This is a genomic window from Parasulfitobacter algicola (assembly GCF_013315265.1).
GTDB lineage: Bacteria > Pseudomonadota > Alphaproteobacteria > Rhodobacterales > Rhodobacteraceae > Parasulfitobacter > Parasulfitobacter algicola.
Map to the genome: position 1 here is coordinate 54,641 of NZ_JABUFE010000013.1, position 23,677 is coordinate 78,317.

The window sequence follows — 23,677 nt, forward strand, 5'->3', positions numbered from 1 at the left end:
GTCATGGCGCCGGGTTCAGTCCTTTCAGGCAGCTTCGCTTAGAACCCGCGCCAAATCAAACAAACGACGACGCTGATTTTCCGGTATCGCATAATATGACCGGACCAGCTCAAGCGCTTCCTTGTCGGCCAGCAAATCGCTAGGCACATCAGAATTCGCAGCAGATGGTGTTTCCAGATCATTCAGACCTTCGAAGAAGAAGCTGACTTCAACCCCAAGGGCATCTGAGATGTCCCAAAGACGTGATGCTGAAACACGGTTCATGCCAGTTTCGTACTTCTGAATCTGTTGAAACTTAATGCCAACTTTTTCAGCCAATTGTTGTTGCGTCATTCCGACCATCCAACGACGGTGGCGAACGCGTTTTCCAACATGGACATCGACGGGGTGCTTCATAGGTATGCTCCTGGTTGTTTCAAATCACCATACAACACGTAAATAAAGAAATCACGCTTTTTTAACGGTGAATTTCACGTTATTTTCACGAGACATTCCAGAAATTGCGATTTTTTGAACAATTTCATACATAATGTTGCCGATAAGGAGACGGTTTATTTCGAAAAAACGTACAATCAAAACGTGTACGACACAAATTAACGACAAAATCACACTCAGTTACACCTGATTCCCTCTCGCCTATGTACGGCCGCTGCGCTAGATCTCTACACAAATCGCAGGAGGTTTAGTATGCGCGCGTTTCAGGTCAATGAACTGGGTAAAAATCCACAACTGGCGGATGTTCTCATACCTGAGCCAAAAGAGGGAGAGGTCAGAGTAAAAATTCACGCCTGTGGGCTGAATTTCGCCGATCTCTTGCTCGTAAAGGGTGAATACCAAGAAAAACCGCTGCTGCCTTTCACACTTGGTATCGAAGTCGCTGGCCTGGTTGAGGCTTGCGGGCCGGGCGTCAAACACCCCGCGATTGGGTCACGCATCGCCGTTCTTGGCAATTCAGGCGGGCTGGCAGAGGCCGGTATCTTTCCCGCCGAACGCTGTTTGCCGATCCCCGACGCAATGCCTTTTACCGATGCGGCCGCATTCCAAGTGGCCTATGGCACAAGTCATCTGGCACTGACCCAACGCGCCATGCTGAAAAAGGGCGACACACTTCTTGTTCTGGGGGCAGCTGGCGGCGTTGGTCTGACGGCTGTTGAAATCGGCAAAGCATTGGGCGCAACTGTTATCGCTTGCGCGCGCGGGGACGACAAACTGGCCGCTGCCAAATCTGCCGGTGCGGATCATCTGATTGACAGTGAAACCGCTGACATCACCCGCGAAGTCAAGGCGCTTGGCGGTGCTGACGTTGTATATGACCCGGTGGGCGGCGATCAGTTCACAGCAGCTTTGCGCGCCTGTAATCGTGGGGCGCGCATGCTGGTCATCGGATTTGCCAGCGGCGATGTGCCACCGATCCCTGCAAATATCCTGCTGGTCAAGAATATCTCGGTCATTGGGTTTTACTGGGGCGGTTATATGGCCTTGAATCCCAAAGCGTTGATGGACAGCCTGGTCGAATTGATGGCCTGGTACAGCAAAGGCGATCTGCACCCGCACATCAGTAACATACTGCCACTGGAACATGCAGCCGACGCACTCGAACTTTTGCGCAGCAGAAAGTCAACAGGCAAGGTTGTCGTTACCCCCTAAGCCACGGCTAAAGTGTTTGGAATATATTAGCCGTTAGATCAGATAGCGCGTCGACCAATGCACTTTTTTCGACGCTTTTTTTATACATATTCACATTCATAGAGGTCAGATCCGGCAAAGCCCCGCCATGCTGAATGCGTTCAAGATGATTGATGGACGTGCCATCCAACATCGTATGAACCGCCAAATCTGCACTGACCATCGCGCCGATTGTGCGATAGCTGTCTGATTCGACCGCCATTTCCCACGGGATATCCGCCTGGTCCAGCAAGCGCTGAACACCACTGCGGAAAATACAGGTCTGTTCAAACGCCAAACGCAAGGGGTGCTGCCGCCATGCCTGACCATCAGGGGCCCCAACCCAAACCAGCGGCAAGGTGATCAGGGTTTGCCCCCCCGCATCCACATTTTCTTCTGTTGTCAGAATGATATCTACCTCGCCGCGGGAAAACTGTTCTTTCAGCTTTCGGGTAAACGATGACAGCAACTGCACCTTTACCCTGGGAAATTGCGCATTAAATCGCTGCAGAATCTGTGGAATGGCCGGGTATACGATATCGTGGGGGACCCCGAAAATAATTTCGCCTTCATATTCCTGGGCTGTTAGGCGCGACATTGCTTCGTCATTGATTGCCAACATTCGCCGCGCATAACTTAGTAATTGTTCCCCGGTCGTGGTCAAAGCAACAGATCGATTGCTTCGATCCAGCAGCAAAATATCCAGCGATTCCTCAAGGCGTTTCAGCTGCATTGAAACGGCAGATTGTGTCAGGTTCAAAAGACCCGCAGCTTTGGTGACGCCGCCGACCTCGGCCACAGTTACAAAAGAACGTAGGGCTGTCAGATCCAGATTTCTAATCATCACAAATCCTTATGATAAATCAATCAAACATTCATTTTAAGAATGTCATAAGCTGTACTAGATATCAATATATCTTATGAATCAGTGATCCAGCATCACGAAATGGAAAGACAAGACTATGGCAACTTTTGCACTTACAGGCTTGCGTCAGAAAACCGCAGTCATATCTTTGAAACAGATCAAAAACGTTCTTGCGCTTCAGAAAAGCCGTCGCGCGCTGGCACAATTGGATGATGCGGCCCTTGCAGATATCGGTCTGACACGCGAATCCGCACTGGCCGAAGCAAATCGCCCCATCTGGGATGCACCGATATCTTGGTACAAATAGACAATTTGCGAAAAAACACGACAATTTTGCATAGGTTTTCGGTTTCTTATTCTTGAAAACCCGTTAGGTTCGACCAATATTACAAGCAATAGCGGGGCTTCGTGCGCCCGCGCCAGTGATTTTGGAGAGAGCAATGCAAGAATACGCAAACGTTCGGTCGACTGCCGGCATCCGCTCGGAGGAGATCGACGCAGGGCTACGCGCCCACATGAACAAGGTCTACGGCACGATGTCCGTCGGCATGTTGATCACTTTCGCCGCCGCATGGGCCATTTCTAGTCTTGCGGTAACAACTCAGCCATCATTGGCTGCAGCACAAATGCCGAATGGCATTCTGCTGACAGATCTTGGCGCACTGATCTATGGATCACCGTTGCGCTGGGTTATCATGCTTGCACCGTTGGCCTTTGTTTTCGGCTTTAGCGCGATGATCAACCGGATGAGTGCAGCCACTGCTCAGTTGGTCTTCTATGCATTCGCGGCTGTGATGGGTCTGTCGATCAGCTCAATCTTTCTGATGTTTACCGGATATTCGATTATCCAGATATTCCTGATCACGGCGATTGCTTTTGCGGGCCTTAGCATTTGGGGATACACAACTAAGAAAGATATCTCGGGCTGGGGATCATTTCTGATCATGGGCGTGATTGGTCTGATCGTGGCGATGGTCGTCAATATATTCATGCAGTCAGAAGTCATGATGTACGCCATTTCGATGATTGGGGTTTTGATTTTCGCAGGCCTTACAGCCTATGATACGCAGAATATCAAAAACACTTATCTGCAAATGGCATTTGCTGGGGATCAAGAATGGTTGGGTAAAGCCGCGATTATGGGTGCGTTGAACCTGTATCTGGACTTTATCAACATGTTTATGTTCCTGCTGCAGCTTCTGGGGAACAGACAGTAAAATCTGTCAGACTTCGATAATGACACAAGCCCTGTCCAACGGAATGTTGGGCAGGGTTTTTTTATGTATAAATGATAGGCTAGCATTTATCGTGCTGCGCAATACAAGCGTTTGCCTTGGATAAACGTAATCTTATTCAGCGAAATACTGATTTCTGTTATGAAACAGGTATCTGCCTAAATCTCGATCTCGTCAGTTCCAGACTGTGGGACTGGGGCATCAGGTTTGCGGCGTATGATAATATCGCCATTGGGCAGGATCGCGGGCGCCTCGTAATTGGTGGCGTCGTCGATCAGGTTCGAAAGGTCCTGCAATGCCGGGCCCATTTCCATCGCGAACGCCCGTAAGGCTGGTTCAAGTTCACCGGCCAAATCTTTAAGGTCTTCCATCGCCGGTTCCATTTCCTGAGCCAACCCTTGGAAAAACATTTGCATGCCCCGTTCCATCAGGGACAGGCCCTGTTCGGGTTCAGCGTCTTGCGCGGCAAGCGGCGCAGTGCACAGGGCGGTGATCAAAAATGCGGCGACTGTCTGTTTCATATGTTCAATATAGGGCAGTTTACCCGGAATTTACAGATCAGATATCAATATCCAATGTCAGCGGGAAATGATCAGATGCCATCAACAGGGCCTGTTGCAATTCTGGCGTATCATAGCAGACCTGATCATCAAACGGATGCCAGATGCGCCATCGCTGCGATTTTGTACGCAAATCCGGGCTGACCATAATGTAATCCAACAGCGCCTCAAGATAGCGTTTTTCGGGTTCAATATAAAACCGCGCGGTGGTCGGATGGGCGCTAATACGTTGGCTGAGTGCCATATGCGCATTGGGGTCGAAAAGTGCGCTTTCCCCAGCGCCCAGCACGATTTCAACGCCCGAACGACCGAATAGCTTTTCAAACCCGTCCAAACCCGGGCCATCGTTCAGATCCCCCAGAACGATCAGCGGATGATCTGCGACGATCTGATCGATACGCCGACGGATCCAGATGCACTGGGCCAGCTGCTTGCGACGGTTGGCGATGGACAGACGAATCGCGTCTTTTTCAGTGCGTGCGCCATGAGGCGCCTTGGATTTGGCATGTACGCCCAGCATCCGCAGCTTTGTACCATTCGCCGTCGTCACGGCCAGTTCCAGCGGCGGCTTTGAAAAGGTGACCTTGTCCAGCGTAGCATCAATATCCAGATCAATGCGAAAGGCACCATCGAAACGCGGCGCATCCGACGCGTCACCATCACCCCACGGATCATGTGTAACCGTCAGCGCATCGGGATCATACAACAGAGCGATTTCCTGCTGAGTATTATTGGGAAAGCCAATCAACGCCTTGCGCGCCCGCAGCCCCATGGTTTGGGCAAAGGTTTCAAGCGCGAGTTCCGTGGCGCGTTGACGACTGGTATCGGGGGCCTCGATGATCATGATCGCATCGGAATCCAGCGCATTGAAAACGATGCCCAAAGCGTCGGTCTGCTGGATGCAGGTCACATTATAGCGTCCAGACCAATCAGTGTTGTTGCGCAACTGGCCTGTGTCGTCAAACAGGGTGTTGAACCATTCGACGTTATAGGTCGCGATCCTCACGATTGGACCTTAGGCCGCATGCTGCTGGGTGATTTCTTCCCATGCGCGATTGATCGCAACCATGCGTTTTTCGGCCATCTTGACGGCCTCTTCCGGAACGCCACGGGCGATCATCTGATCGGGGTGTGTGTCACGGACCATCTGACGCCAAATCTTGCGAATATCCTGCATCGACATGTCAGGCGTAACCCCTAGTACGTCATAGGGATCGTGTTCCGCATTGGGTACAAAACGCGCGCGCAGGCTTTTGAATTCGCGAGCGTCCATACCAAAAATCTGGGCGACCTGGTGCAGAAAATCATCTTCGTTGGGATGATATTCACCATCGGCCATGGCGATGTGAAACAGCCCTTCTAGCAGATCGCACAGAGCGATATGGTTTTCGCCGAACATGGTTTTGATCTTGCGGGCATATTCTTCGAAGCCGGCAACGTCCTGACGGGCCAGGTTGAAAACACGCGCCGCATTGGATTCTTCGGCTTGCGGAATGGTAAAGACCTGACGAAATGCGGTAACTTCATCACGGGTCACCAAACCATCGGCCTTGGCCATTTTTGCACCCAAAGCAATGACTGCAATGGCGAAAGCAACCGTGCGCTCAGGCGGTGTGCGCAAGCGGTCAAACACATTGCTAAGGCTTTCGCCAGACGTCAGCGCAGATACGGCATCGGCAATTTTGGACCAAAGTGACATGGCCCATACTTTAGACCGGGAACGCCCCGGGGTTACAGCATTTTCTGCATTACGATCAAATCCATCCAACGGCCAAACTTGCGGCCCACTTCGGGCAGACGTGCGACTTCGGTGTATCCAAGGGCACTATGAAAGGCGGCACCATCCGAATTTTCACCACTGACGCCTGCTATCATGGAATGCACACCACGGGCGCGGGCGTGTCCTTCGATAACAGACATTAGCGCGCGGCCTATGCCACGGCCACGGGCGGCGGCAGCAAGATTAATCGAATGTTCCATCGTATGGGCATAACCGGGGCCGTTACGAAACGGGAAATAGGTGGCAAAGCCCAGAATGATGCCTGCGTCTTCGTAAACGAAAAAGCCCTGCCCGGCTTCGCGCTTTAGATATATATCAGCGCGTATGGCACGTGGTGTCTTTTCGGCAGTGGTAAACGTAATCGCAGTATTGCGGATCACGTCGTTCCAGATCGCCGCAATCGCTTCTGCATCGTCACGTTCGGCGGGCCGTATCATTCCAGAATGCGTATGCCATGAAGTGTTTCAATTTCAGCTTGCAGGTTTTTGGCCGGACCTTGGTGGACCGAAACGACATCGCCAAAATCCAGCACCGACAGAGCATCGCGCAGCCCGTCCGCCTGGGGGTGGGTAACGTGCAACTGCTTTAGGCGGCACTTCAAATCCGGCAGGCGCAGTGCTGGATGATCGGCCCCTTCCCACTGGATCAACGCCGGGAACGCACCATCAAAGGGCAGTTTACCATCATCCGGAACTGCCATCTGCCAATGCAGATCACCGCGCGTCAGCTTGACCGGTGTACCTGTGCCTGCGGGTGATTTGGCGAGAGTTTCATCAAGTGTATCGGTCTGCACGATCCAGTTGGTCAACTTGGGCGGGCCGCTGATGTTATCCAGATCAAACCAGCGGGGATGGGATGGTTTAGGGGCCTCGGGGTTGATCGTGATGACCTCAAGATAAAAGATACCCAGACCCAACAATTGATTATGCGTGCCCATATAATCATGCTGCCCCCCGGGGGCCATCTGAACACCTAGCGCATTTTCGACATAGGACACACCAGAGGCTAAGTTTTCAGCCGTAACAGCAAGATGATCAAGCATGTTGGGGGTCCTTTTTGGTTTCGCACATAGATCTTTGGTTAAATTAAAACTGGCGACAATGGCAAAGGCATGCAAGGGGTAAAAATGTATGGCGATAAGACAATTGGTTAGTATGTAAAACTTTCACCAAGCAGTCGGGTCCAGTTGGAAAAGCTCTGAAAGTTGTTCGTAAACCTCTGGTTCTTCGCGCTTCAGGCGTGCCGGTTTTTCAAAGAAAACTTCGACTGCAACAGCAAAAAATTCCTCTTGTCCTGCTGCCCCATAAGCATCAAGCACAGTTTTGCGTCCTTTTTCGATATTTTGTACATGGTCTTTGTAAGCTTGTACGAAAACGCGTTCCCAATCTGCAAAACTTTGGCCTTTCCGAAGTATCGGCGCGCCATCGGTGTGGCCCGAAAGCTGATCAATTTGATGCGCAAATTCATGCAACACGACATTTTGACCATCTTCGTGGTTAATGGCACCCTGTTCACTGTGCGCCCACGACAGAACAACAGGACCATACGACCAGCTTTCCCCTAAACGCACAGTTTCATGTTCAGTGATGATATAACCACTGTGAGACGCTTGCTGAGATTTAAAGGCACCGGGGTAAATCAGATTTGTACGAAGATGTTTATACCATGCATCACTGTTCATGATCAGCAAACAGGCTTGTGCAGCAATAGACAGCTCCATCTCTTCCGTGACGTCCAGCCCATCGCACCCATAAAAGTCAACCTGATCAAGAAAAACATTGATCTTACCTTCAAGTGTATAACGCAATTCAGGTGGAATTTTCTGAATTATAGGGACTTTCTCTAAGATTATCGCACGTTGATGATCCAGCAATGCCGTAGAAAGCAGCTTTTTACGCTTCCGGTACTTTGCCCAAAAACGTGCGCTGATGGCAGCTGTAATAATAAATAGAAGCGTTAGAAAAATTACCATCAGCATGTCGCATACTGATCAGCTAAATTGCAGACCGAGAGATTTATCAAATTTCCACACCATGTATTGTGAAGTATTATGGTAAAAGACACGTCGCCAAAGCTATGTATATTGATCCGACATAAAACTCGGCAAGAAGAACCGTAACAAAACCAAATAGCCAGAGAAGTTCGATTGCTATTGGAATTTCCAAGCTGAGAGTTGGGAACTGCAAATCCACGAACGCAATAACGAAGCCTGCAAAGACTACCGTACGCAATGAATTACGCCAAATCGGATGCCGGGGCTTTCCTTCTGTCCCGTAAATCGCGATGGCAGTAAATCCAATTACAAGCTCAAGTAATGTATCCAACTCGCAATATCCTTTACATTACTTAGACTTAGTGATGCCGAACTCATTTACAACTGTGGCCCTGCCCTTCGGCTAATTCTTTAAATCCCGCCAAACGAGTTACTGGCAATGCGCCGGGATAAGCACAAACTGGAAGGGCTGGAACAGGCTGGATGGTCAGGACAATACAAATCTAGACTCTGTCGCCGACGCTGCCATGAATGCGGTGAATTGGGGTTAAAACGCCTTCTTGAAACACGCTGCCCAACCACTCACGCCCGGTGGGAACCACCGGGCCGCGCCGACCCGCCCCACAGGGCGGCGATTGCGCCACCCTCGGGCCGGCGCGGCCCTCAGTTCTGCAGGGTTTACAAGCAGATTTTCAGAACAATACTTAGCGTGCCAAAGCGGGCTATTCCTTTGATCGTTGTGGGATCGCTTGCTCAAATCTCTGCATCGTACCTCAAGTCTTGGGCCGGAACGATCTCGGCCCCCATATACCTGATGAAAGCAATCCCGATATCGTGTTTATGACGGTCGCGAAAACGCAAGTTTGCTTCGGGTCCACAATCGTCGGCCAACATAACCCATTCAGCAAATTCATCTGCAGACACCTGCCCATATTCAGGAATGAAGTCAGTCACATGCATTCTCTTTCCATTGACTACACTTCCACAATACCCATGGCCGACGCAAACATAGTGCATCAGCTTTCGGAAACGATTTTCTGACATTTTGTTTTCGACACGCTATGGCTGTCGTGCGGCACTCAGCAAGTGCATTTCAGTTTCAACGTCCAAGTAGTTATAACGTCCTCATGGGTCGCACAACTAACTTCTTCGTTTCTGGGTGACTACAAAGGTGATCAGGCCTGCCATCCAAATTTTCTTACCCAAACCTTAACGCTGCAAATTTTGCAAAGTTTTCGATTCGATTTTTGTAAAGTTGCAAAGTTTGGCACCGTACGGTGCGATTTATGAGACGTTAATGGCCTCGGGAAATGGTTAACTAGGGCAGAGTGTTACCGAACTCTATCGCCTCCGCGCGCGTTGACATGAACTTTATCCACAGGGTGATTTCAGGCAAAATCCGTGGGAATCACGAAATCGCGGCAAATCCTACGAAAAATGTGCAAATTGCACATCTGAATTGTGCAGCTTTACGGTAAATGTGCAATTTGCACACGTGAATTTGCCACTGTACGCAGCATTAAGATTTGTGACCTTGCGTCAAAATCCACTGCTATGATGGCCTGAATACCCCTAAACTAAGCCGCGTCCTGTCTGGCTTCTCGGATCAATCGCAAGATATCCTGCGCGGCTTCGGGGATGTTGGTCCCGGGGCCGAAAATCGCCTTAACCCCTGAATTATAAAGGAAATCATAATCCTGCTGCGGAATGACTCCGCCGCAAATCACGATGATATCGCCCGCACCCTGAGCCTTCAAAGCCTCAACCAGCTTCGGCGCCAGCGTTTTGTGCCCCGCCGCCTGACTGCTGATCCCGATCACATGAACATCATTATCAACAGCATCCTGCGCCGCCTCGTCCGGGGTCTGGAAAAGCGGCCCCACATCGACGTCAAACCCTATATCTGCAAAGGCCGTCGCGATCACTTTCGCCCCGCGATCGTGCCCGTCCTGGCCCATTTTCACAACCAGCATACGGGGGCGGCGGCCCTCATCCTCGGCGAAATCTTCGACGGATTTCTGGATGGCGGCGAAACCTTCGTCGCCTTCATATGCTGCACCATAAACACCGGCCAGCGTTTTCACCTCAGCCCGATGACGACCGAATGCTTTTTCCATAGCCATGCTAATCTCTCCTACGGATGCGCGGGCGCGCGCGGCCTCAACTGCCGCGTCCAGCAGATTGCCGCCCTTGGACGCGCGATGTTCCAATTCCACCAGCGCCGCATCGCATTTCGCCTGATCTCGTGTGCTGCGTATGGTTTCAAGCCGCGCAATCTGGCTGTCACGGACGGCGGCGTTATCAATATCAAGGATGTCAATTTCGTCTTCTTTTTCAAGGCGATACTTGTTGACGCCGACGATTACATCCTCGCCCCGATCGATCAGGGCCTGACGCTTGGCCGCAGTTTCTTCAATCCGCAGTTTCGGCATGCCCGAGGCCACGGCCTTGGTCATACCGCCCATTTCCTCGACCTCTTCGATCAGTTTCCAGGCCTCATCAGCCAGTTGCGCGGTCAGGCTTTCCACATAATACGACCCGGCCAGCGGATCGACGACGTTTGTCACCCCGGTTTCCTCTTGCAGGATCAACTGGGTATTCCGTGCGATGCGCGCGCTGAATTCGGTGGGCAGCGCGATCGCTTCGTCCAGTGCATTAGTGTGCAGTGACTGTGTGCCGCCCAGCACAGCCGACATCGCCTCATACGCGGTGCGGACGACGTTGTTATAGGGGTCCTGTTCCTGAAGACTGACGCCCGAGGTCTGGCAGTGTGTCCGCAGCATCATGGACCGTGGGTTCTTGGGTTCAAATTCGCTCATGATGCGGTGCCACAACAGACGGGCGGCGCGCAGTTTGGCGGCCTCCATAAAGAAATTCATGCCGATGGCGAAGAAGAACGACAGGCGGCCAGCGAATTTATCCACGTCCATGCCGCGGGCCAGCGCCGCACGCACGTATTCGCGCCCGTCGGCCAAGGTATAGGCTAGTTCCTGCACCAGGTTCGCGCCAGCTTCCTGCATATGATAACCTGAAATGCTGATCGAATTGAATTTCGGCATCTCGTTCGAGGTGTATTCGATGATATCCGCAATAATCCGCATCGACGGTTCAGGCGGATAAACATAGGTGTTGCGGACCATGAATTCCTTGAGGATATCGTTCTGGATCGTGCCCGACAGTACACTGCGATCATGGCCCTGTTCTTCGCCGGTGACGATGAAATTGGCCAGAACCGGGATGACGGCGCCATTCATTGTCATCGACACGCTGACCTTATCCAGCGGGATGCCGTCGAAGAGAATTTTCATATCCTCGACGCTGTCGATGGCAACACCGGCCTTGCCCACATCGCCCTCAACCCTTGGGTGGTCACTGTCGTACCCGCGATGTGTTGCCAGATCAAAGGCGACCGATACGCCCTGCTGCCCGGCGGCTAACGCCTTGCGATAAAAGGCATTTGACTCTTCAGCTGTGGAAAAGCCCGCGTATTGCCGGATGGTCCAGGGGCGACCGGCATACATCGTGGCTTTGACCCCGCGTGTGAACGGCGCGGCCCCGGGAATGGTGCCCAGATGATCAAGGCCCGCGATATCGTCTTCGGTATAAAGCGGTTTGACCTTGATCCCTTCCAGCGTTTCCCAGGTCAGATCATCCAGCGGACGGCCACGCAGTTCCTGTTCGGCCAGCTTTTTCCAGTCGTTTGTCTTGTCGGTCATCTGCGTGTCCTTATGTATCCGGGGATCCCCGGGTATTTATCTTGTCTTATAGCATATTTGCGGCAGCTGTGGCGGATCAGACCCATATGTGCCGCTGTGCTGAAACGGGTTGAATTTGACCTATTCGTATTTCCCAAGAATGCGCTTATATCAATGCTAACAGGAGACCCAATGAAACGCATTTTCACACTGATCTTTTCCATCGCCCTTGCCACACCGCTGTGGTCTGATTCGGCAGCCGACCCCGTTTTGGTCGTTAAGCCTATTGACCAATGGCGTGCGGACCCCAAAGTGCAACTGGATGCAATCGACATTGATCTGAACGATTTTATCTGGTTGGCGCGCCCTGTCGTCGTGTTTGCCGACAGCCCGAATGACCCGCGCCTGCGCGAACAGATCGAATTGCTGGCCGCGCGGTCCGATGTGTTGGCTGAACGCGATGTCGTTGTTTTAATTGACAGTAATCCCGATGCGAACTCAGACATCCGCCGCAAATTGCGCCCGCGCGGCTTTATGTTGGTGCTGATCGGCAAGGATGGCGGCGTCAAATTGCGCAAACCATTTCCGTGGGACGTGCGTGAATTATCACGTGTGATCGACAAAATGCCGCTGCGGCAACAGGAAATTCGTGATAAAAGAAATGCGGGTAGATAAGCGAAACCCTTGAAATTTCGCCAATTTCTGCTTAGTATAAAAATTAACGGATCATTCCGGAAAAATTTCGCGTACGAGGGATATTTTAATGTCGAATACAAGGAATACACCTATTCCCGTGACGGGCCGGACGGGTCCACGTCCGGGGTATTGATTTCACTGGGTTTTTTCTGACTTTCTTCTTTCGATAATGCTTTTACTTCTGTGGCGACACGCACTTCTTGATCGCGTGCCTTGGCCCGACCGCCTTCTGCAAAGGCTGTAATCATCTTCAACGCATAGTTTCCATCGGCCAGCGCCTGCGTTTTCAGGGCGATATAATCCGAATACATAGCCGCACGGCGCTCATGATCCAATTCTTTAAAGCCATCCCCACGCATGTCAGTGACCAATGATTCAATCGCAAACAACTGATTATAATAGGCCACAACCGGGTCGATGCTGGTACGTGGCAAGATATGGATTTCCGGCAAAATTGTGCGAAAAATCGTGTCATTCTGTTCGGTCGGGATCAGCGGAATAAATCCGGGATTTTCGCGCATATGGGCCAGCATTTGGTCGCGGTAAGCCAAAAGCGCCTCTTCGCTTTGAAGGTTTTCCAGATAGGATGCAATTTCAGCATAAAGCGCGCGGTGGACATCGCGCAGCCGTTCTTCGCGCTGGCGTAGACGGGCGCGGCGGTTCTGGCGGCCATTGACCATCCAACCAACAGCCACAACAGCCCCAGCCACAAAAGCCTGCTGAACACGTGGATCAATATAGGGTTCTAGAAAAACCATAAAGCATTCCTATTCATTAAATTCCGCCGGATCCGGAATACGGCCAAACGCGATTTTCGCCCCAGTATAGGGCACCGTATGCGGGGGCAATTCGCCAAAGCGCACGGTGTTTTGCCCAAACTTGCTGTTCAGCGCATCGATCGCCAGACACAAACCTTCGCGCTGTGTGACATGGCCTGCCTCGCGATCTTCGAACAGATCGGCGACATGGGCATCGACCGCCTGTAATCCGCCCAACATCACCGACACAGACAGGGGTTTCAAGGGCTTCAATTGTCGCCAGTACCGGTCGAAAGTGCGCAGCAGATCGAATGTATCCTGGGTTGCCCCGATACTGCCGTCGGCGCCCAACCGCCCTTTGACCGCACATTTCACACTGACCGACAGGCCGCGGGCAAACAGGCCTTCGCGGCGCAAACGCGAGGCGGCTTTGATCAGCAGGCGCCGCGCAACAAGACGTGCGCCGTCGGGTTTGCGGTTTTTGGGCGTCAGCACTTGACCGTGGCCCAGCGAATGGCGCTGCGTCGCAGGATAAATCACCGTTTCGCCATGCAACTGGCGCAGAAACCGTTCGCCTTCGACGCTGCGCCACAGGTGTCGGGCTGCTTTCGGCGACATGGCATAAAGCGTTGACACATCGTGAATGCCCGCCCGCGTCAACCGCCCCATGATCCCGCGCGAAATGCCTGGAATATCGTTTAGTTCCAGCGCTTTGATCTTGTCCGGCAGCACATCGGGCGTCAGCCAATTCAGACCTTCGGGTTTCTGCAATTCGGCGGCGATCTTGGCCAGCAGCTTGTTGGGCCCCACACCCACCGAGCAGCGCAAAGCCGGACTGACTTGATCCTTGATCGCGCGCTGCAGGCCCGCACCGATCTGTAATGCGGTGTTCAGATTGCGTTCCCGGCCCAAAAGTTTGCACGAACATTCGTCGACCGAATGCACCTTGTCGATGGGGATCACCGTTTCGACGGCCGTACGAATGCGATGATGGTAATCGACAAACAGATCGTGTTCGGCCGCACGAAACTGAATGCCCGGGCACATCTGCTGCGCTTCGGCCATGCGGGTACCCATGCGCACGCCAAATTTCTTGGCCTCGACACTGGCCGCGATACAGGTTGCGCGGGGCGATAGGGTGGTCACCACGCCCAATGGTTTGCCCACCAGATCGCGTTCTTCGGCCTGAAAAACCGACGCGAAATAAGAGTTCATATCGAAAAACAGAACGTTGACGGACTGTGCCATGGTGCGACTCATTTTGACTGGATGGTTCTAATTTAGAACAAATAGAGAACATTTTTCCAGTCCTGAGTTTCAAATTTCCCAAATTATGCTGATATGTCACGGGGAAATCGCGGCGCATGGCGGGTTATTCAAACTCCATGATGACGTCATCTACAGCTAGGTTATCGCCCGCATTTGCATTGATTTTCGTGACTTTAGCCGTGCGTTCAGCGCGCAGGATATTTTCCATTTTCATCGCTTCGACTGTGCAAAGCGCCTGACCATCCTGCACCTCGTCTCCTGCTTGAACAGCGACGTTCACGATCAACCCCGGCATCGGACACAACAACAGTTTTGACGTGTCGGGCGCCACTTTTTCCGGCATCAGACGGGCCAGTTCAGCCTGTCGCGGGGTATAAAGTTTAACCGCCAGATCAGCGCCCCGGAATCTCAAGCGGAAGCCGCCCGACACCTTGCCGACCTTGACGATCATGGGTGTGTCGTCGATCTGCAAAACGGCCAGGCTGTCGCCGGGCGTCCAATCACTGACAACGCGGTGGGTCGTACCATCATCAAAGGAAACGGTCGCCCCTTTTGGGTCCGCCGCGATGGTTACAGGCCATTCATACCCATCGATCAATACGACCCAATCATCGCCTACCTTGCGTTCGTGATTGTCCATTCGTCCCGACACACGGGTGCGTCGAATTTCAGCCACGCGGTACATGGCAGCGGCTGCCGCAGACAACTTACGCAAATCATCCTGTGGCAAGGTAACGCCCTGAAACCCCTCTGGGAATTCTTCTTCGATAAAGGCCGTCGTGATGTTGCCCGATGTGAATTTCGGATGGTCCATCACCGCACTCAGAAACGGCAGGTTGTGACCGATCCCTTCCAGTTCAAAGGCATCCAGGGCGTTGCGCATATGGTCAATTGCCTGAGCCCGATCCGGACCCCAGGTGCATAGTTTGGCGATCATCGGGTCGTAATACATGCTGATTTCACCCCCTTCAAATACGCCGGTATCATTGCGCACCACATGGGTTGCATCCGTGATTTCAGCGGGCGGGCGATAGCGGGTCAGACGCCCGATCGAAGGCAGAAAGTTGCGATAAGGATCTTCGGCATAAAGCCTGCTTTCCATGGCCCAACCGTTCAGTTTCACGTCATCCTGGCTGATCGACAGCTTTTCGCCATTCGCCACGCGGATCATCTGTTCGACCAGATCAATACCGGTGATCAGCTCGGTCACCGGGTGTTCGACCTGCAGGCGTGTGTTCATTTCCAGAAAATAGAAATTGCGGTCGCCATCAACGATAAACTCTACGGTACCTGCACTGGTATAGCCAACGGCCTGAGCCAGCGCGCAACTTTGTTCGCCCATTGCTTTGCGGGTGGCTTCATCCAGGAAAGGGCTAGGCGCCTCTTCAATCACCTTCTGGTTCCGACGCTGGATCGAACATTCGCGTTCACCCAGATAGATGCAGTTGCCATGGGCGTCGGCCAGCACCTGAATTTCGATGTGACGGGGTTGGGTTACGAATTTCTCGATAAAGATCCGGTCATCGCCGAAACTGTTGGCGGCCTCGTTTTTCGATGACTGAAACCCTTCGCGTGCTTCATCATCGTTCCAGGCGATCCGCATGCCCTTGCCGCCGCCGCCAGCGCTGGCCTTGATCATCACTGGATAGCCGATTTCCCCTGAGATTTTGACCGCTTCATCGGCATCTTTGATCAGCCCCATATTGCCGGGCACAATGCTAACGTCAGCCTCTTGCGCGATTTTCTTTGAGGTGATTTTATCGCCCATGCTTTCAATGGCACCGGAGGGCGGGCCGATAAAGGCAACGCCTTCCTTGGCCAAGGCTTCGGCAAAGAGCTTATTTTCAGACAGAAATCCATAGCCAGGGTGAACCGCCTCGGCCCTTGTTTGGCGAACGGCCTGCATCACTTTATCAATAACAATATAGGACTGATTGGCAGGCGACGGTCCGATATGCACAGCCTCATCCGCCATTTTGACGTGCAAGGCATTTTTATCGGCATCTGAGTAGATTGCCACAGTTTGAATGCCCATCTTGCGCGCGGTTTTGATGACGCGACACGCAATTTCGCCGCGGTTTGCGATCAATATTTTCTTGAACATCCCGTATCCTTTTGGACCTTAGTCAAACAGAAAAAGCCACCGGCGCGCCCTTTGCCGATGGCTTTGATTGTCTTGTTTTCTGGGCGCAAAGCGCCAGAGTTTATTGTATTATTGACAGACGCGAACGCCTGCGTCGTCACAGAACACACCTGCGGCACCACCGATAACGGCACCGGCAAGAATGCTGCTGTCCAACGCACCAGCGATAACAGCGCCGGTTGCAGCGCCTGCGGCACCGCGTTCAACATCATTATCACATGCCGCCAAGACACCAAAAACTGCGACAAAAGCCGCCAATTTGCAAACTCTAACCATCTTTTTTCTACTCCTGCTCCACGCTTAGGGCGCGATGATCTTATTCTGGCTTCCCTAAAAAATGGCCTGACCCGACTTTGGGCCAGGCCAGTCGTTTGGGGAAGGGTATGGTCTTTCCAAACCATGACAGGATGGTCGTCTGTACGTCCTGCCGTACCAAAAATCGTGCCCAGTTCGGGCGGATTTGCATAGTCTACAGATGTACAGATGATATTTTGAGCCAATTTTCGCTGAAATCGAGCTGTGTCGCGCAACATAATGCTTAACCTTTGCCAAAAATTTCAGGAAAAGAGATTTGAGCCGCGCGAACATCAATGCGCAACATCGCGTCATAGGAGATCGGATCAAAGGGATCTTCGTCTGCGACAACCTCGCGACCAAACAGCCAAGACAGACGTCCGGCATCCAGATTTCCGCGTTCAAATGGCTGATCCCCAAAACAATCCCAAAGGGCCGTCATAAATCCCAAATCGGCCCGGCGATCTGCTGGTTTTCGGTCGGCAAATCGTTCGCGTACGACTAAAGGCGTAGGCCCCGCTTTGCTTTCACGACGAATCGTAAACTGAAAATCTGTACCTGGAAGACGCCCTGGAAACCCGCGGTGCTTTTTCATGACCACAGTCTTTCTGACGATTTTAGTGTGAGTGTATTTATGAGGCGGCTAAGCCGGACATTTAAAAATATGAATTGTCTTAAATAATTAAATCTGCGGGCGGGCCCCAGGGCCCGCACCGCAAGTTTTATATCAGAATTTGCCTGTGTATGTTGGCTCTTCTGTGACTGGATCAACCATAACGACATCGTCGTCGTCATTACGGTTTCCACATGCTGCAACCAGAACGATAAGGCCAACAACGGCCATAGCTTTGATGCTCTTTGACATCCATTTCTCCTACTGTCTGTCCGTAAGGCGCGTGCGGACAGTCCCCCGCGCCCAGTTCTAGAAATATGGTTCGCGTTAGTGCGATCCACGGCTAACCTATTAAAACTGCGCGGGAAAAGATATGTTCCACGTGACATGTTGGCGGTATGTGGCGTGAAAGCATCATTCACCGGCGCGATCTTGCCAATTACGTCAATTATAACTGATTTAACACACATCAAAACATGTCCCATACGCAGGATTGATCTTCAATCCGGAATGCTTCGAAGAATTGTGTCGCTTCTGGCAGGGTTACGCCAAAGGCCACAGGCCTGTCTGACAGACTTACGATAACTTGTGCAGGCCTGATTCCCTGGTCTGCCAAAAGTTGTAATGCATGATCCCGACACAGTACCTGAAAATCAGCTTCGACATCGGCATAGTTCAGATACCCCGTCTGTCGCGAAATTGCAGGCGCAATATATCGAAAACGCGCAACGGGTTCGGCGGTGTCTTCGATCAACATATCCTGCAACGTCACCGTCTGCCCGGATGGCAATGCGACCTCGGCCCAAAGTGGGGTCGTGGATGCGATACAGATTATAAAGATGCGAAGAAGCTGTGACATGATATCTTATAGCGGAATATTATCGTGTTTCTTCCACGGATTTTGCAGCTTTTTATTTCGCAGCGATGCAAATGCGCGATTGACCCTGCGCCGCGTGGAATGCGGCATGATCACATCGTCAATAAACCCTTTTTCTGCAGCCACGAACGGATTGGCAAAGCGATCTTCGTAATCCGCGGTGCGTTGGGCGATTTTCTCAGCATCAACCAATTCGGACCGATACAGGATTTCCGTTGCCCCTTTTGCGCCCATGACGGCAATTTCAGCCGTGGGCCACGCATAATTGAAATCCCCCCGCAGATGTTTTGAGGCCATCACGTCATATGCCCCACCATATGCTTTGCGGGTGATAACCGTAACCTTGGGCACAGTGGCTTCGCCGTAAGCAAACAGCAATTTGGCCCCATGCTTGATCACCCCCCCATATTCCTGACCCGTTCCTGGCAGGAAACCCGGCACATCAACCAAAGTCAGGATCGGAATTTCAAATGCATCGCAAAACCGGACAAACCGCGCAGCTTTACGGCTGCTGTCGATATCCAGACATCCGGCCAGAACCATCGGCTGATTGGCGACAACGCCCACGGTCGATCCTTCAAGACGGATAAATCCGGTGATAATATTTTTTGCAAAATCTTCCTGAATTTCATAAAAATCGCCTTCGTCGGCCAGCTTTATGATCAGCTCTTTCATATCATAAGGTGTGTTGGCATTTTCAGGCACCAAGGTATCAAGGCTGTTGTCAATGCGGTCCGGACTGTCAAAGAATGGCCGCACCGGCGGCTTTTCACGGTTATTCAAGGGCAGAAAATCGACCAGGCGACGCACTTCTGTCAAAGCCTCAACATCGTTTTCGAACGCTTTGTCTGCGACGGATGATTTGCGCGTGTGTGTCGTGGCCCCACCCAGTTCTTCGGCAGTTACGACTTCGTTCGTGACGGTTTTCACAACATCGGGTCCGGTGACGAACATGTAACTGGTGTCTTTGACCATAAAGATAAAGTCGGTCATCGCGGGGGAATAGACGGCCCCACCCGCACATGGCCCCATGATCACACTGATCTGAGGGATCACACCGCTGGCCATGATATTGCGCTGGAATACATCAGCATATCCGGCCAGCGACATCACACCTTCCTGAATGCGCGCACCACCGGAATCGTTCAACCCAATGACAGGCGCACCATTCTGGATCGCCATATCCATGATCTTACAAATCTTTTGGGAATGCGTTTCAGACAATGATCCACCAAACACTGTGAAGTCCTGACTGAAGACATAGACGACACGACCATTGATCGTGCCCCAGCCAGTGACGACGCCATCACCTGCAGGCTTTTCATCCTGCATTCCGAAATCGGTGCAGCGATGCGTAACAAACATGTCGAATTCTTCAAACGATCCTTCATCAAGCAACAGTTCAATCCGCTCGCGCGCGGTCAGCTTGCCTTTGGAATGCTGCGCTTGAATGCGTTTTTCCCCCCCTCCCAAACGTGCCAGACCGCGGCGATCTTGAAGCTCTTGCAGAATATCTTTCATGGATTTCCCCGAATGCAGTATTTTTGCCAGACACTAAGCACAGATGGTCGATCAAAAAAGGAAAAACTGGAAAATTTGCAAAACTCTGCAAAACACTATTTTGCAAAATGAATAATTGAATATTTTGTTTCATTAAAACGCGCTCCATAGACAAAGTATCGCGTTCCGCTTAGAGCAATCTGCTATGTCTGCATCTCGTAAGGCGCGATTTTTCGATCGTACCACTCCACCACATATCAGCACATTGATCCTGCTGGCAGGGCTGTCCGCTTTGTCAATGAGCGTATTTCTTCCAGCGCTGCCAAACATGACGGCCCATTACCAGACAGAGCCTTGGGTTATGCAGCTGTCTGTCGCGCTTTATCTGGCGGTTAATGCCGTGATGCAGGTCTTTATTGGTCCGATGTCTGATTTTTTTGGCCGCAGGCCGATCATATTGGGCGGCATTGCGATCTTTATCGTGGCATCAATTGGCTGCGCTCTTGCCCCAACGCCCGAGTTGTTTTTGGTTGCACGCATGGTTCAGGCCACCATCGCCCTTGGCCTGGTTTTAAGTCGTGCCATCGTGCGTGATTTATACCCTCAGGCAGAAGCGGCATCGATGATCGGCTATGTCACAATGGGCATGGCGTTGGTCCCAATGATCGGTCCCGCTATCGGGGGTTTTTTGAATGATCAGTTCGGCTGGCAGTCTAACTTCTGGATGCTGGTCATTCTGGGCATCGCCACATTTGGACTGGTTTTTAAAGATCTAGGCGAGACGAAAACAGGTGGGCAAGCCAGCCTGTCTGATCAATTCGCGCAATATCCTGAATTGCTGAAAGCCCGCAGGTTTTGGGGGTATTGTCTGGCGGCGGCCTTTGCATCAGGGGCCTTTTTTGCTTTTCTGGGTGGCGCCCCCGGTGTCGGCGCCGAGGTATACGGCATGGGGTCAACCACCCTTGGGTTCTACATGGGCGCGCCTGCCTTGGGTTATCTGATGGGTAACTTTATTTCCGGCAAGTTTTCAGTGCGCATTGGCGTCAACCGTATGGTGTTGTGGGGCACTGCAGTCAGTTCATTTGGATTGGGTTTGTGTCTTATCCTAAGCTACACGCCCTTGAATAACGCGTTGACATTTTTTGGGTTCATGGCCTTTGTCGGGATCGGAAACGGCATGACATTGCCCAACGCCACTGCCGGCATGCTAAGTGTTCGTCCACATCTTGCAGGAACTGCATCAGGGCTTGGTGGCGCGATCATGATCGGGGGCGGTGCTGCCCTGTCTGCATTTGCAAGCAAAGCACAAAGCTTTGGGGCGGGCGCAGCACCGCTGGTCTGGATTATGCTGATCACCTCACTATTTTCGATGATAGCGATCGTATACACTATTAGACGTGATCGCTATCTTGGCACCTGCTAGGGCTTGCGCGATGCAGTTTGCAAACGCTACTATCTGAAAAAGCAAAATTGCAAAGACACCTATGGCCACTCAGAAACTGTATGCAGGCGTCAAACTTCGTGAAACCCGGGGACGACTTGGGCTGACACAAAAGGCGTTTGCGGAAAAACTGGGCGTATCGCTGCCCTATTTGAACCAGATGGAAAACAACAATCGTCCCGTTTCGACGGGTGTTGTTTTGGCGCTGGCGGCCGAATTTGGCTTTGATGTGCGTGAGTTATCTACAGGCGATACCGAACGCATTGTGGTGGACATGCGTGAGGCATTGGCCGATCCCGTTTTTGCAGATATCGCCCCGCCTTTGGCCGATCTACGGCTTGCCGCGTCGAACGCCCCTGCATTGGCGCGGGCCTTTCTGGAACTGCACCGCGCATACCGCGAAAATCACGAACAACTGGCATCACTGGACGAAGCTTTGGGCCGCGACGAAACCCTGACGCAGCGATCACCCTGGGCTGAAGTGCGCGATTTCTTTCACTATTGCGACAATTATCTGGATGCGATGGACCGTGCCGCCGAACGCGTTGCATCAGAAGCCGCGCAGCTTGGACAATCCATCGACGCGTTTGCAGAAGCGAAACTGTCAGATATGGGCGTGACATTGCAGCGAACAGATACCGAAACACTGCGTCACTATGATGATACGACACGCATTTTGACCCTGTCTGCGCGCAGCGCTCCCGCCACACAGCGTTTTCAACTGTTGGTTCAGCTTGGACTTCTGACACAAGAAACACTGCTGGAGGCCACCCTTGATTTCGCCCGCTTTCACACACCCGAAGCACGCGGTATCGCCAAGATTGGTCTGGCCAACTATTTCGCCGGGGCCGCACTGATGCCGTATCAGGTTTTTCTGGAACAGGCGCAAAAGGAACGCCACGATTTGGAACGCCTGAGTGACCGTTTCGGGGCGTCGATCGAACAGATCGCACATCGTTTGTCGACGCTGCAACGCCCAGGGGCCAAAGGTATTCCGTTCTTTTTTGTACGTGTCGATCAGTCGGGCACAATTACCAAGCGCCATTCGGCAACACGACTGCAATTCGCGCGGTTCGGGGGGGCTTGTCCATTGTGGAATGTACATCGTGCTTTTGAAACACCGGGGCGTTTTTTACGCCAGCTGGCCGAAACACCTGATGGGGTGCGCTATTTCTGTCTGGCCCATGATGTATCAAAAAACGGCGGATCCTTTCATGCCCCCACTCGCCGCTACGCCATTGGGTTAGGCTGCGAGGTCAAACACGCCCCTGATTTGGTCTATGCCGACAATATGGAAACAACAAACCCACAAGCTTTTGAACCTATTGGGATTTCTTGCCGGATTTGCGAACGCACAAATTGCCATCAACGGTCTGTGCCGCAATTGGAACGGCGGTTAAGTATAAATCCTGATGTTCGCGGCGTTCTGCCCTATGAGATGCATCGATCATGACAAAACTTTTGTTTTACAGTGCTTTATTCCTTGCCCTTGGCGCCGTTGCGGTTCGCCCATTTGAGCGCTTTATGGTCTATCCCCTTGATCCCACCGAAGTCGATCCGACCGGTTTCAATGTACCCGGCCTGATCGCAAATGAGCTGACCGCAGATGATGAAACCCGTCTTGTTATCTGGACCAGAAATCCCGATCCGGGCAAACCAGTGATCGTCTATTTCCACGGAAACGCATCGAACCTGGCCAATCGTATTCACCGTTTTGATCTGTTTGCGACGCAAGGGTATGGGTTGGTCGCTTTGGGGTATCGCGGATCGTCGGGCAGCGGCGGCAAGGCGCGGCAATCGTTGATCGAAGCTGATGCGCTGGTGATGTACAAGGCTCTGCCAGATCTGGTCCAGATAACGACGGACACGCCGGTTGTGCTTTATGGCGAAAGCATCGGTGCGGCTGTATCGATCCAACTGGCGAAGACAATCAGACAGAATAATTTTCGCAAACCCGCGGCCCTGGTGCTTGAAGCACCTTTCACCGCCCTTCCGCATGTTGTCGTACATCTTTATCCGTGGCTGAAACCAATCACGGGTATCATGGTCAACAAATGGCCCAGCGAAGCGACCATCGACCAGATTGATTCCCCTCTGCTGATCCTGCATGGCGTGAATGATCAGCTGATCCCAGTGCAAATGGGGCGGGATCTTTTGGCGGCTTCGGGCGCCGATGACAAACAGATGATCGAGGTCGCTGGCGCAGGCCATAACGACGTCTGGAACAATGATGTTTGGGCGACGCTAACAGAATATCTGGACGCCACCCGGTAATATCAATCATCCAGCGTCA

Annotated in this window: 26 protein-coding genes; 7 read left to right on the plus strand and 19 right to left on the minus strand. The window is 52.2% G+C overall.

Features of this window, described 5'->3' with window-relative positions; translation table 11 throughout:
- Positions 1-24: 24 nt before the first annotated feature.
- Entirely contained in the window at positions 25-396 is a 372-nt protein-coding gene (locus HRQ87_RS17095) for a helix-turn-helix domain-containing protein (RefSeq protein WP_174139659.1), read from the minus strand.
- A 291-nt stretch (positions 397-687) separates the two neighbouring features.
- Here HRQ87_RS17095 and HRQ87_RS17100 point away from each other — a divergent pair, with 291 nt between their 5' ends.
- A complete protein-coding gene (locus HRQ87_RS17100) occupies positions 688-1,647 on the plus strand; it encodes an NADPH:quinone oxidoreductase family protein (RefSeq protein WP_174139660.1) in 960 nt (319 codons plus the stop codon).
- A 7-nt stretch (positions 1,648-1,654) separates the two neighbouring features.
- Here HRQ87_RS17100 and HRQ87_RS17105 read toward each other — a convergent pair whose 3' ends face one another.
- Positions 1,655-2,509: a LysR family transcriptional regulator gene (locus HRQ87_RS17105; protein WP_174139661.1), complete on the minus strand. Its 855-nt coding sequence runs from the start codon at positions 2,507-2,509 to the stop codon at positions 1,655-1,657.
- A 118-nt stretch (positions 2,510-2,627) separates the two neighbouring features.
- Here HRQ87_RS17105 and HRQ87_RS17110 point away from each other — a divergent pair, with 118 nt between their 5' ends.
- The gene (locus tag HRQ87_RS17110; RefSeq protein ID WP_174139662.1) at positions 2,628-2,837 is read left to right on the plus strand and encodes a DUF1127 domain-containing protein; all 210 of its coding nucleotides are present in this window, start codon (positions 2,628-2,630) and stop codon (positions 2,835-2,837) included.
- Between the two features lie 133 nt (positions 2,838-2,970).
- The gene (locus HRQ87_RS17115) at positions 2,971-3,747 is read left to right on the plus strand and encodes a Bax inhibitor-1/YccA family protein (RefSeq protein WP_174139663.1); all 777 of its coding nucleotides are present in this window, start codon (positions 2,971-2,973) and stop codon (positions 3,745-3,747) included.
- A gap of 176 nt (positions 3,748-3,923) precedes the next feature.
- Here HRQ87_RS17115 and HRQ87_RS17120 read toward each other — a convergent pair whose 3' ends face one another.
- The 9 genes from HRQ87_RS17120 to scpA form a co-directional block, all read right to left on the minus strand.
- On the minus strand, positions 3,924-4,286 hold the full coding sequence (locus HRQ87_RS17120; protein WP_174139664.1) for a hypothetical protein: 363 nt from the start codon (positions 4,284-4,286) through the stop codon (positions 3,924-3,926).
- Positions 4,287-4,323: 37 nt separating this feature from the next.
- The gene (locus HRQ87_RS17125; protein ID WP_174139665.1) at positions 4,324-5,331 is read right to left on the minus strand and encodes an endonuclease/exonuclease/phosphatase family protein; all 1,008 of its coding nucleotides are present in this window, start codon (positions 5,329-5,331) and stop codon (positions 4,324-4,326) included.
- Positions 5,332-5,340: 9 nt separating this feature from the next.
- A complete protein-coding gene (locus HRQ87_RS17130; RefSeq protein WP_174139666.1) occupies positions 5,341-6,024 on the minus strand; it encodes a molecular chaperone DjiA in 684 nt (227 codons plus the stop codon).
- 32 nt (positions 6,025-6,056) lie between these two features.
- Entirely contained in the window at positions 6,057-6,542 is a 486-nt protein-coding gene (locus HRQ87_RS17135; RefSeq protein WP_174139667.1) for a GNAT family N-acetyltransferase, read from the minus strand.
- Positions 6,539-7,147 (minus strand): VOC family protein, encoded by a 609-nt coding sequence (locus tag HRQ87_RS17140; RefSeq protein WP_174139668.1) that lies wholly within the window; start codon positions 7,145-7,147, stop codon positions 6,539-6,541. Before HRQ87_RS17140 ends, HRQ87_RS17135 begins: the two co-directional genes overlap by 4 nt.
- Before the next feature lie 123 nt (positions 7,148-7,270).
- Positions 7,271-8,077 carry a M90 family metallopeptidase gene (locus HRQ87_RS17145; RefSeq protein WP_174139669.1) on the minus strand — a complete coding sequence of 269 codons (807 nt, stop codon included), beginning with the start codon at positions 8,075-8,077 and terminating at the stop codon, positions 7,271-7,273.
- 76 nt (positions 8,078-8,153) lie between these two features.
- The gene (locus HRQ87_RS17150) at positions 8,154-8,429 is read right to left on the minus strand and encodes a hypothetical protein (protein WP_174139670.1); all 276 of its coding nucleotides are present in this window, start codon (positions 8,427-8,429) and stop codon (positions 8,154-8,156) included.
- 422 nt (positions 8,430-8,851) lie between these two features.
- Positions 8,852-9,052: a hypothetical protein gene (locus HRQ87_RS17155; RefSeq protein WP_174139671.1), complete on the minus strand. Its 201-nt coding sequence runs from the start codon at positions 9,050-9,052 to the stop codon at positions 8,852-8,854.
- 623 nt (positions 9,053-9,675) lie between these two features.
- Positions 9,676-11,814, minus strand: a complete 2,139-nt coding sequence (gene scpA, locus HRQ87_RS17160) for a methylmalonyl-CoA mutase (RefSeq protein WP_174139672.1) — start codon at positions 11,812-11,814, stop codon at positions 9,676-9,678.
- 171 nt (positions 11,815-11,985) lie between these two features.
- On the opposite strand from scpA, the gene HRQ87_RS17165 reads away from it, so the two are divergent.
- Positions 11,986-12,468, plus strand: a complete 483-nt coding sequence (locus tag HRQ87_RS17165) for a DUF4174 domain-containing protein (RefSeq protein ID WP_174139673.1) — start codon at positions 11,986-11,988, stop codon at positions 12,466-12,468.
- A 110-nt stretch (positions 12,469-12,578) separates the two neighbouring features.
- Here the strand turns inward: HRQ87_RS17165 and HRQ87_RS17170 are convergent, their stop codons facing one another.
- The 8 genes from HRQ87_RS17170 to HRQ87_RS17205 form a co-directional block, all read right to left on the minus strand.
- A complete protein-coding gene (locus HRQ87_RS17170; RefSeq protein ID WP_174139674.1) occupies positions 12,579-13,247 on the minus strand; it encodes a hypothetical protein in 669 nt (222 codons plus the stop codon).
- Between the two features lie 9 nt (positions 13,248-13,256).
- Positions 13,257-14,495: a Y-family DNA polymerase gene (locus HRQ87_RS17175; protein ID WP_174139675.1), complete on the minus strand. Its 1,239-nt coding sequence runs from the start codon at positions 14,493-14,495 to the stop codon at positions 13,257-13,259.
- A 124-nt stretch (positions 14,496-14,619) separates the two neighbouring features.
- Positions 14,620-16,620, minus strand: a complete 2,001-nt coding sequence (locus HRQ87_RS17180; protein WP_174139676.1) for an acetyl-CoA carboxylase biotin carboxylase subunit — start codon at positions 16,618-16,620, stop codon at positions 14,620-14,622.
- Positions 16,621-16,728: 108 nt separating this feature from the next.
- Entirely contained in the window at positions 16,729-16,935 is a 207-nt protein-coding gene (locus tag HRQ87_RS17185) for a hypothetical protein (RefSeq protein WP_174139677.1), read from the minus strand.
- 262 nt (positions 16,936-17,197) lie between these two features.
- Positions 17,198-17,548, minus strand: coding sequence for a hypothetical protein (locus HRQ87_RS17190; RefSeq protein ID WP_174139678.1), 351 nt, complete (start codon positions 17,546-17,548; stop codon positions 17,198-17,200).
- 132 nt (positions 17,549-17,680) lie between these two features.
- Positions 17,681-17,818, minus strand: a complete 138-nt coding sequence (locus HRQ87_RS17195) for a hypothetical protein (RefSeq protein ID WP_174139679.1) — start codon at positions 17,816-17,818, stop codon at positions 17,681-17,683.
- 217 nt (positions 17,819-18,035) lie between these two features.
- Complete coding sequence (locus tag HRQ87_RS17200; protein ID WP_174139680.1) at positions 18,036-18,425, minus strand: DUF6497 family protein; 390 nt, start codon at positions 18,423-18,425, stop codon at positions 18,036-18,038.
- 6 nt (positions 18,426-18,431) lie between these two features.
- A complete protein-coding gene (locus tag HRQ87_RS17205; RefSeq protein WP_174139681.1) occupies positions 18,432-19,964 on the minus strand; it encodes an acyl-CoA carboxylase subunit beta in 1,533 nt (510 codons plus the stop codon).
- A 184-nt stretch (positions 19,965-20,148) separates the two neighbouring features.
- Here HRQ87_RS17205 and HRQ87_RS17210 point away from each other — a divergent pair, with 184 nt between their 5' ends.
- The 3 genes from HRQ87_RS17210 (at position 20,149) to HRQ87_RS17220 (ending at position 23,658) form a co-directional block, all read left to right on the plus strand.
- Positions 20,149-21,366: a multidrug effflux MFS transporter gene (locus HRQ87_RS17210; RefSeq protein WP_174139682.1), complete on the plus strand. Its 1,218-nt coding sequence runs from the start codon at positions 20,149-20,151 to the stop codon at positions 21,364-21,366.
- Between the two features lie 61 nt (positions 21,367-21,427).
- Positions 21,428-22,837, plus strand: a complete 1,410-nt coding sequence (locus tag HRQ87_RS17215) for a helix-turn-helix domain-containing protein (RefSeq protein WP_174139683.1) — start codon at positions 21,428-21,430, stop codon at positions 22,835-22,837.
- Positions 22,834-23,658 (plus strand): alpha/beta hydrolase, encoded by an 825-nt coding sequence (locus HRQ87_RS17220; protein ID WP_174139684.1) that lies wholly within the window; start codon positions 22,834-22,836, stop codon positions 23,656-23,658. Before HRQ87_RS17215 ends, HRQ87_RS17220 begins: the two co-directional genes overlap by 4 nt.
- Positions 23,659-23,677: the final 19 nt, after the last annotated feature.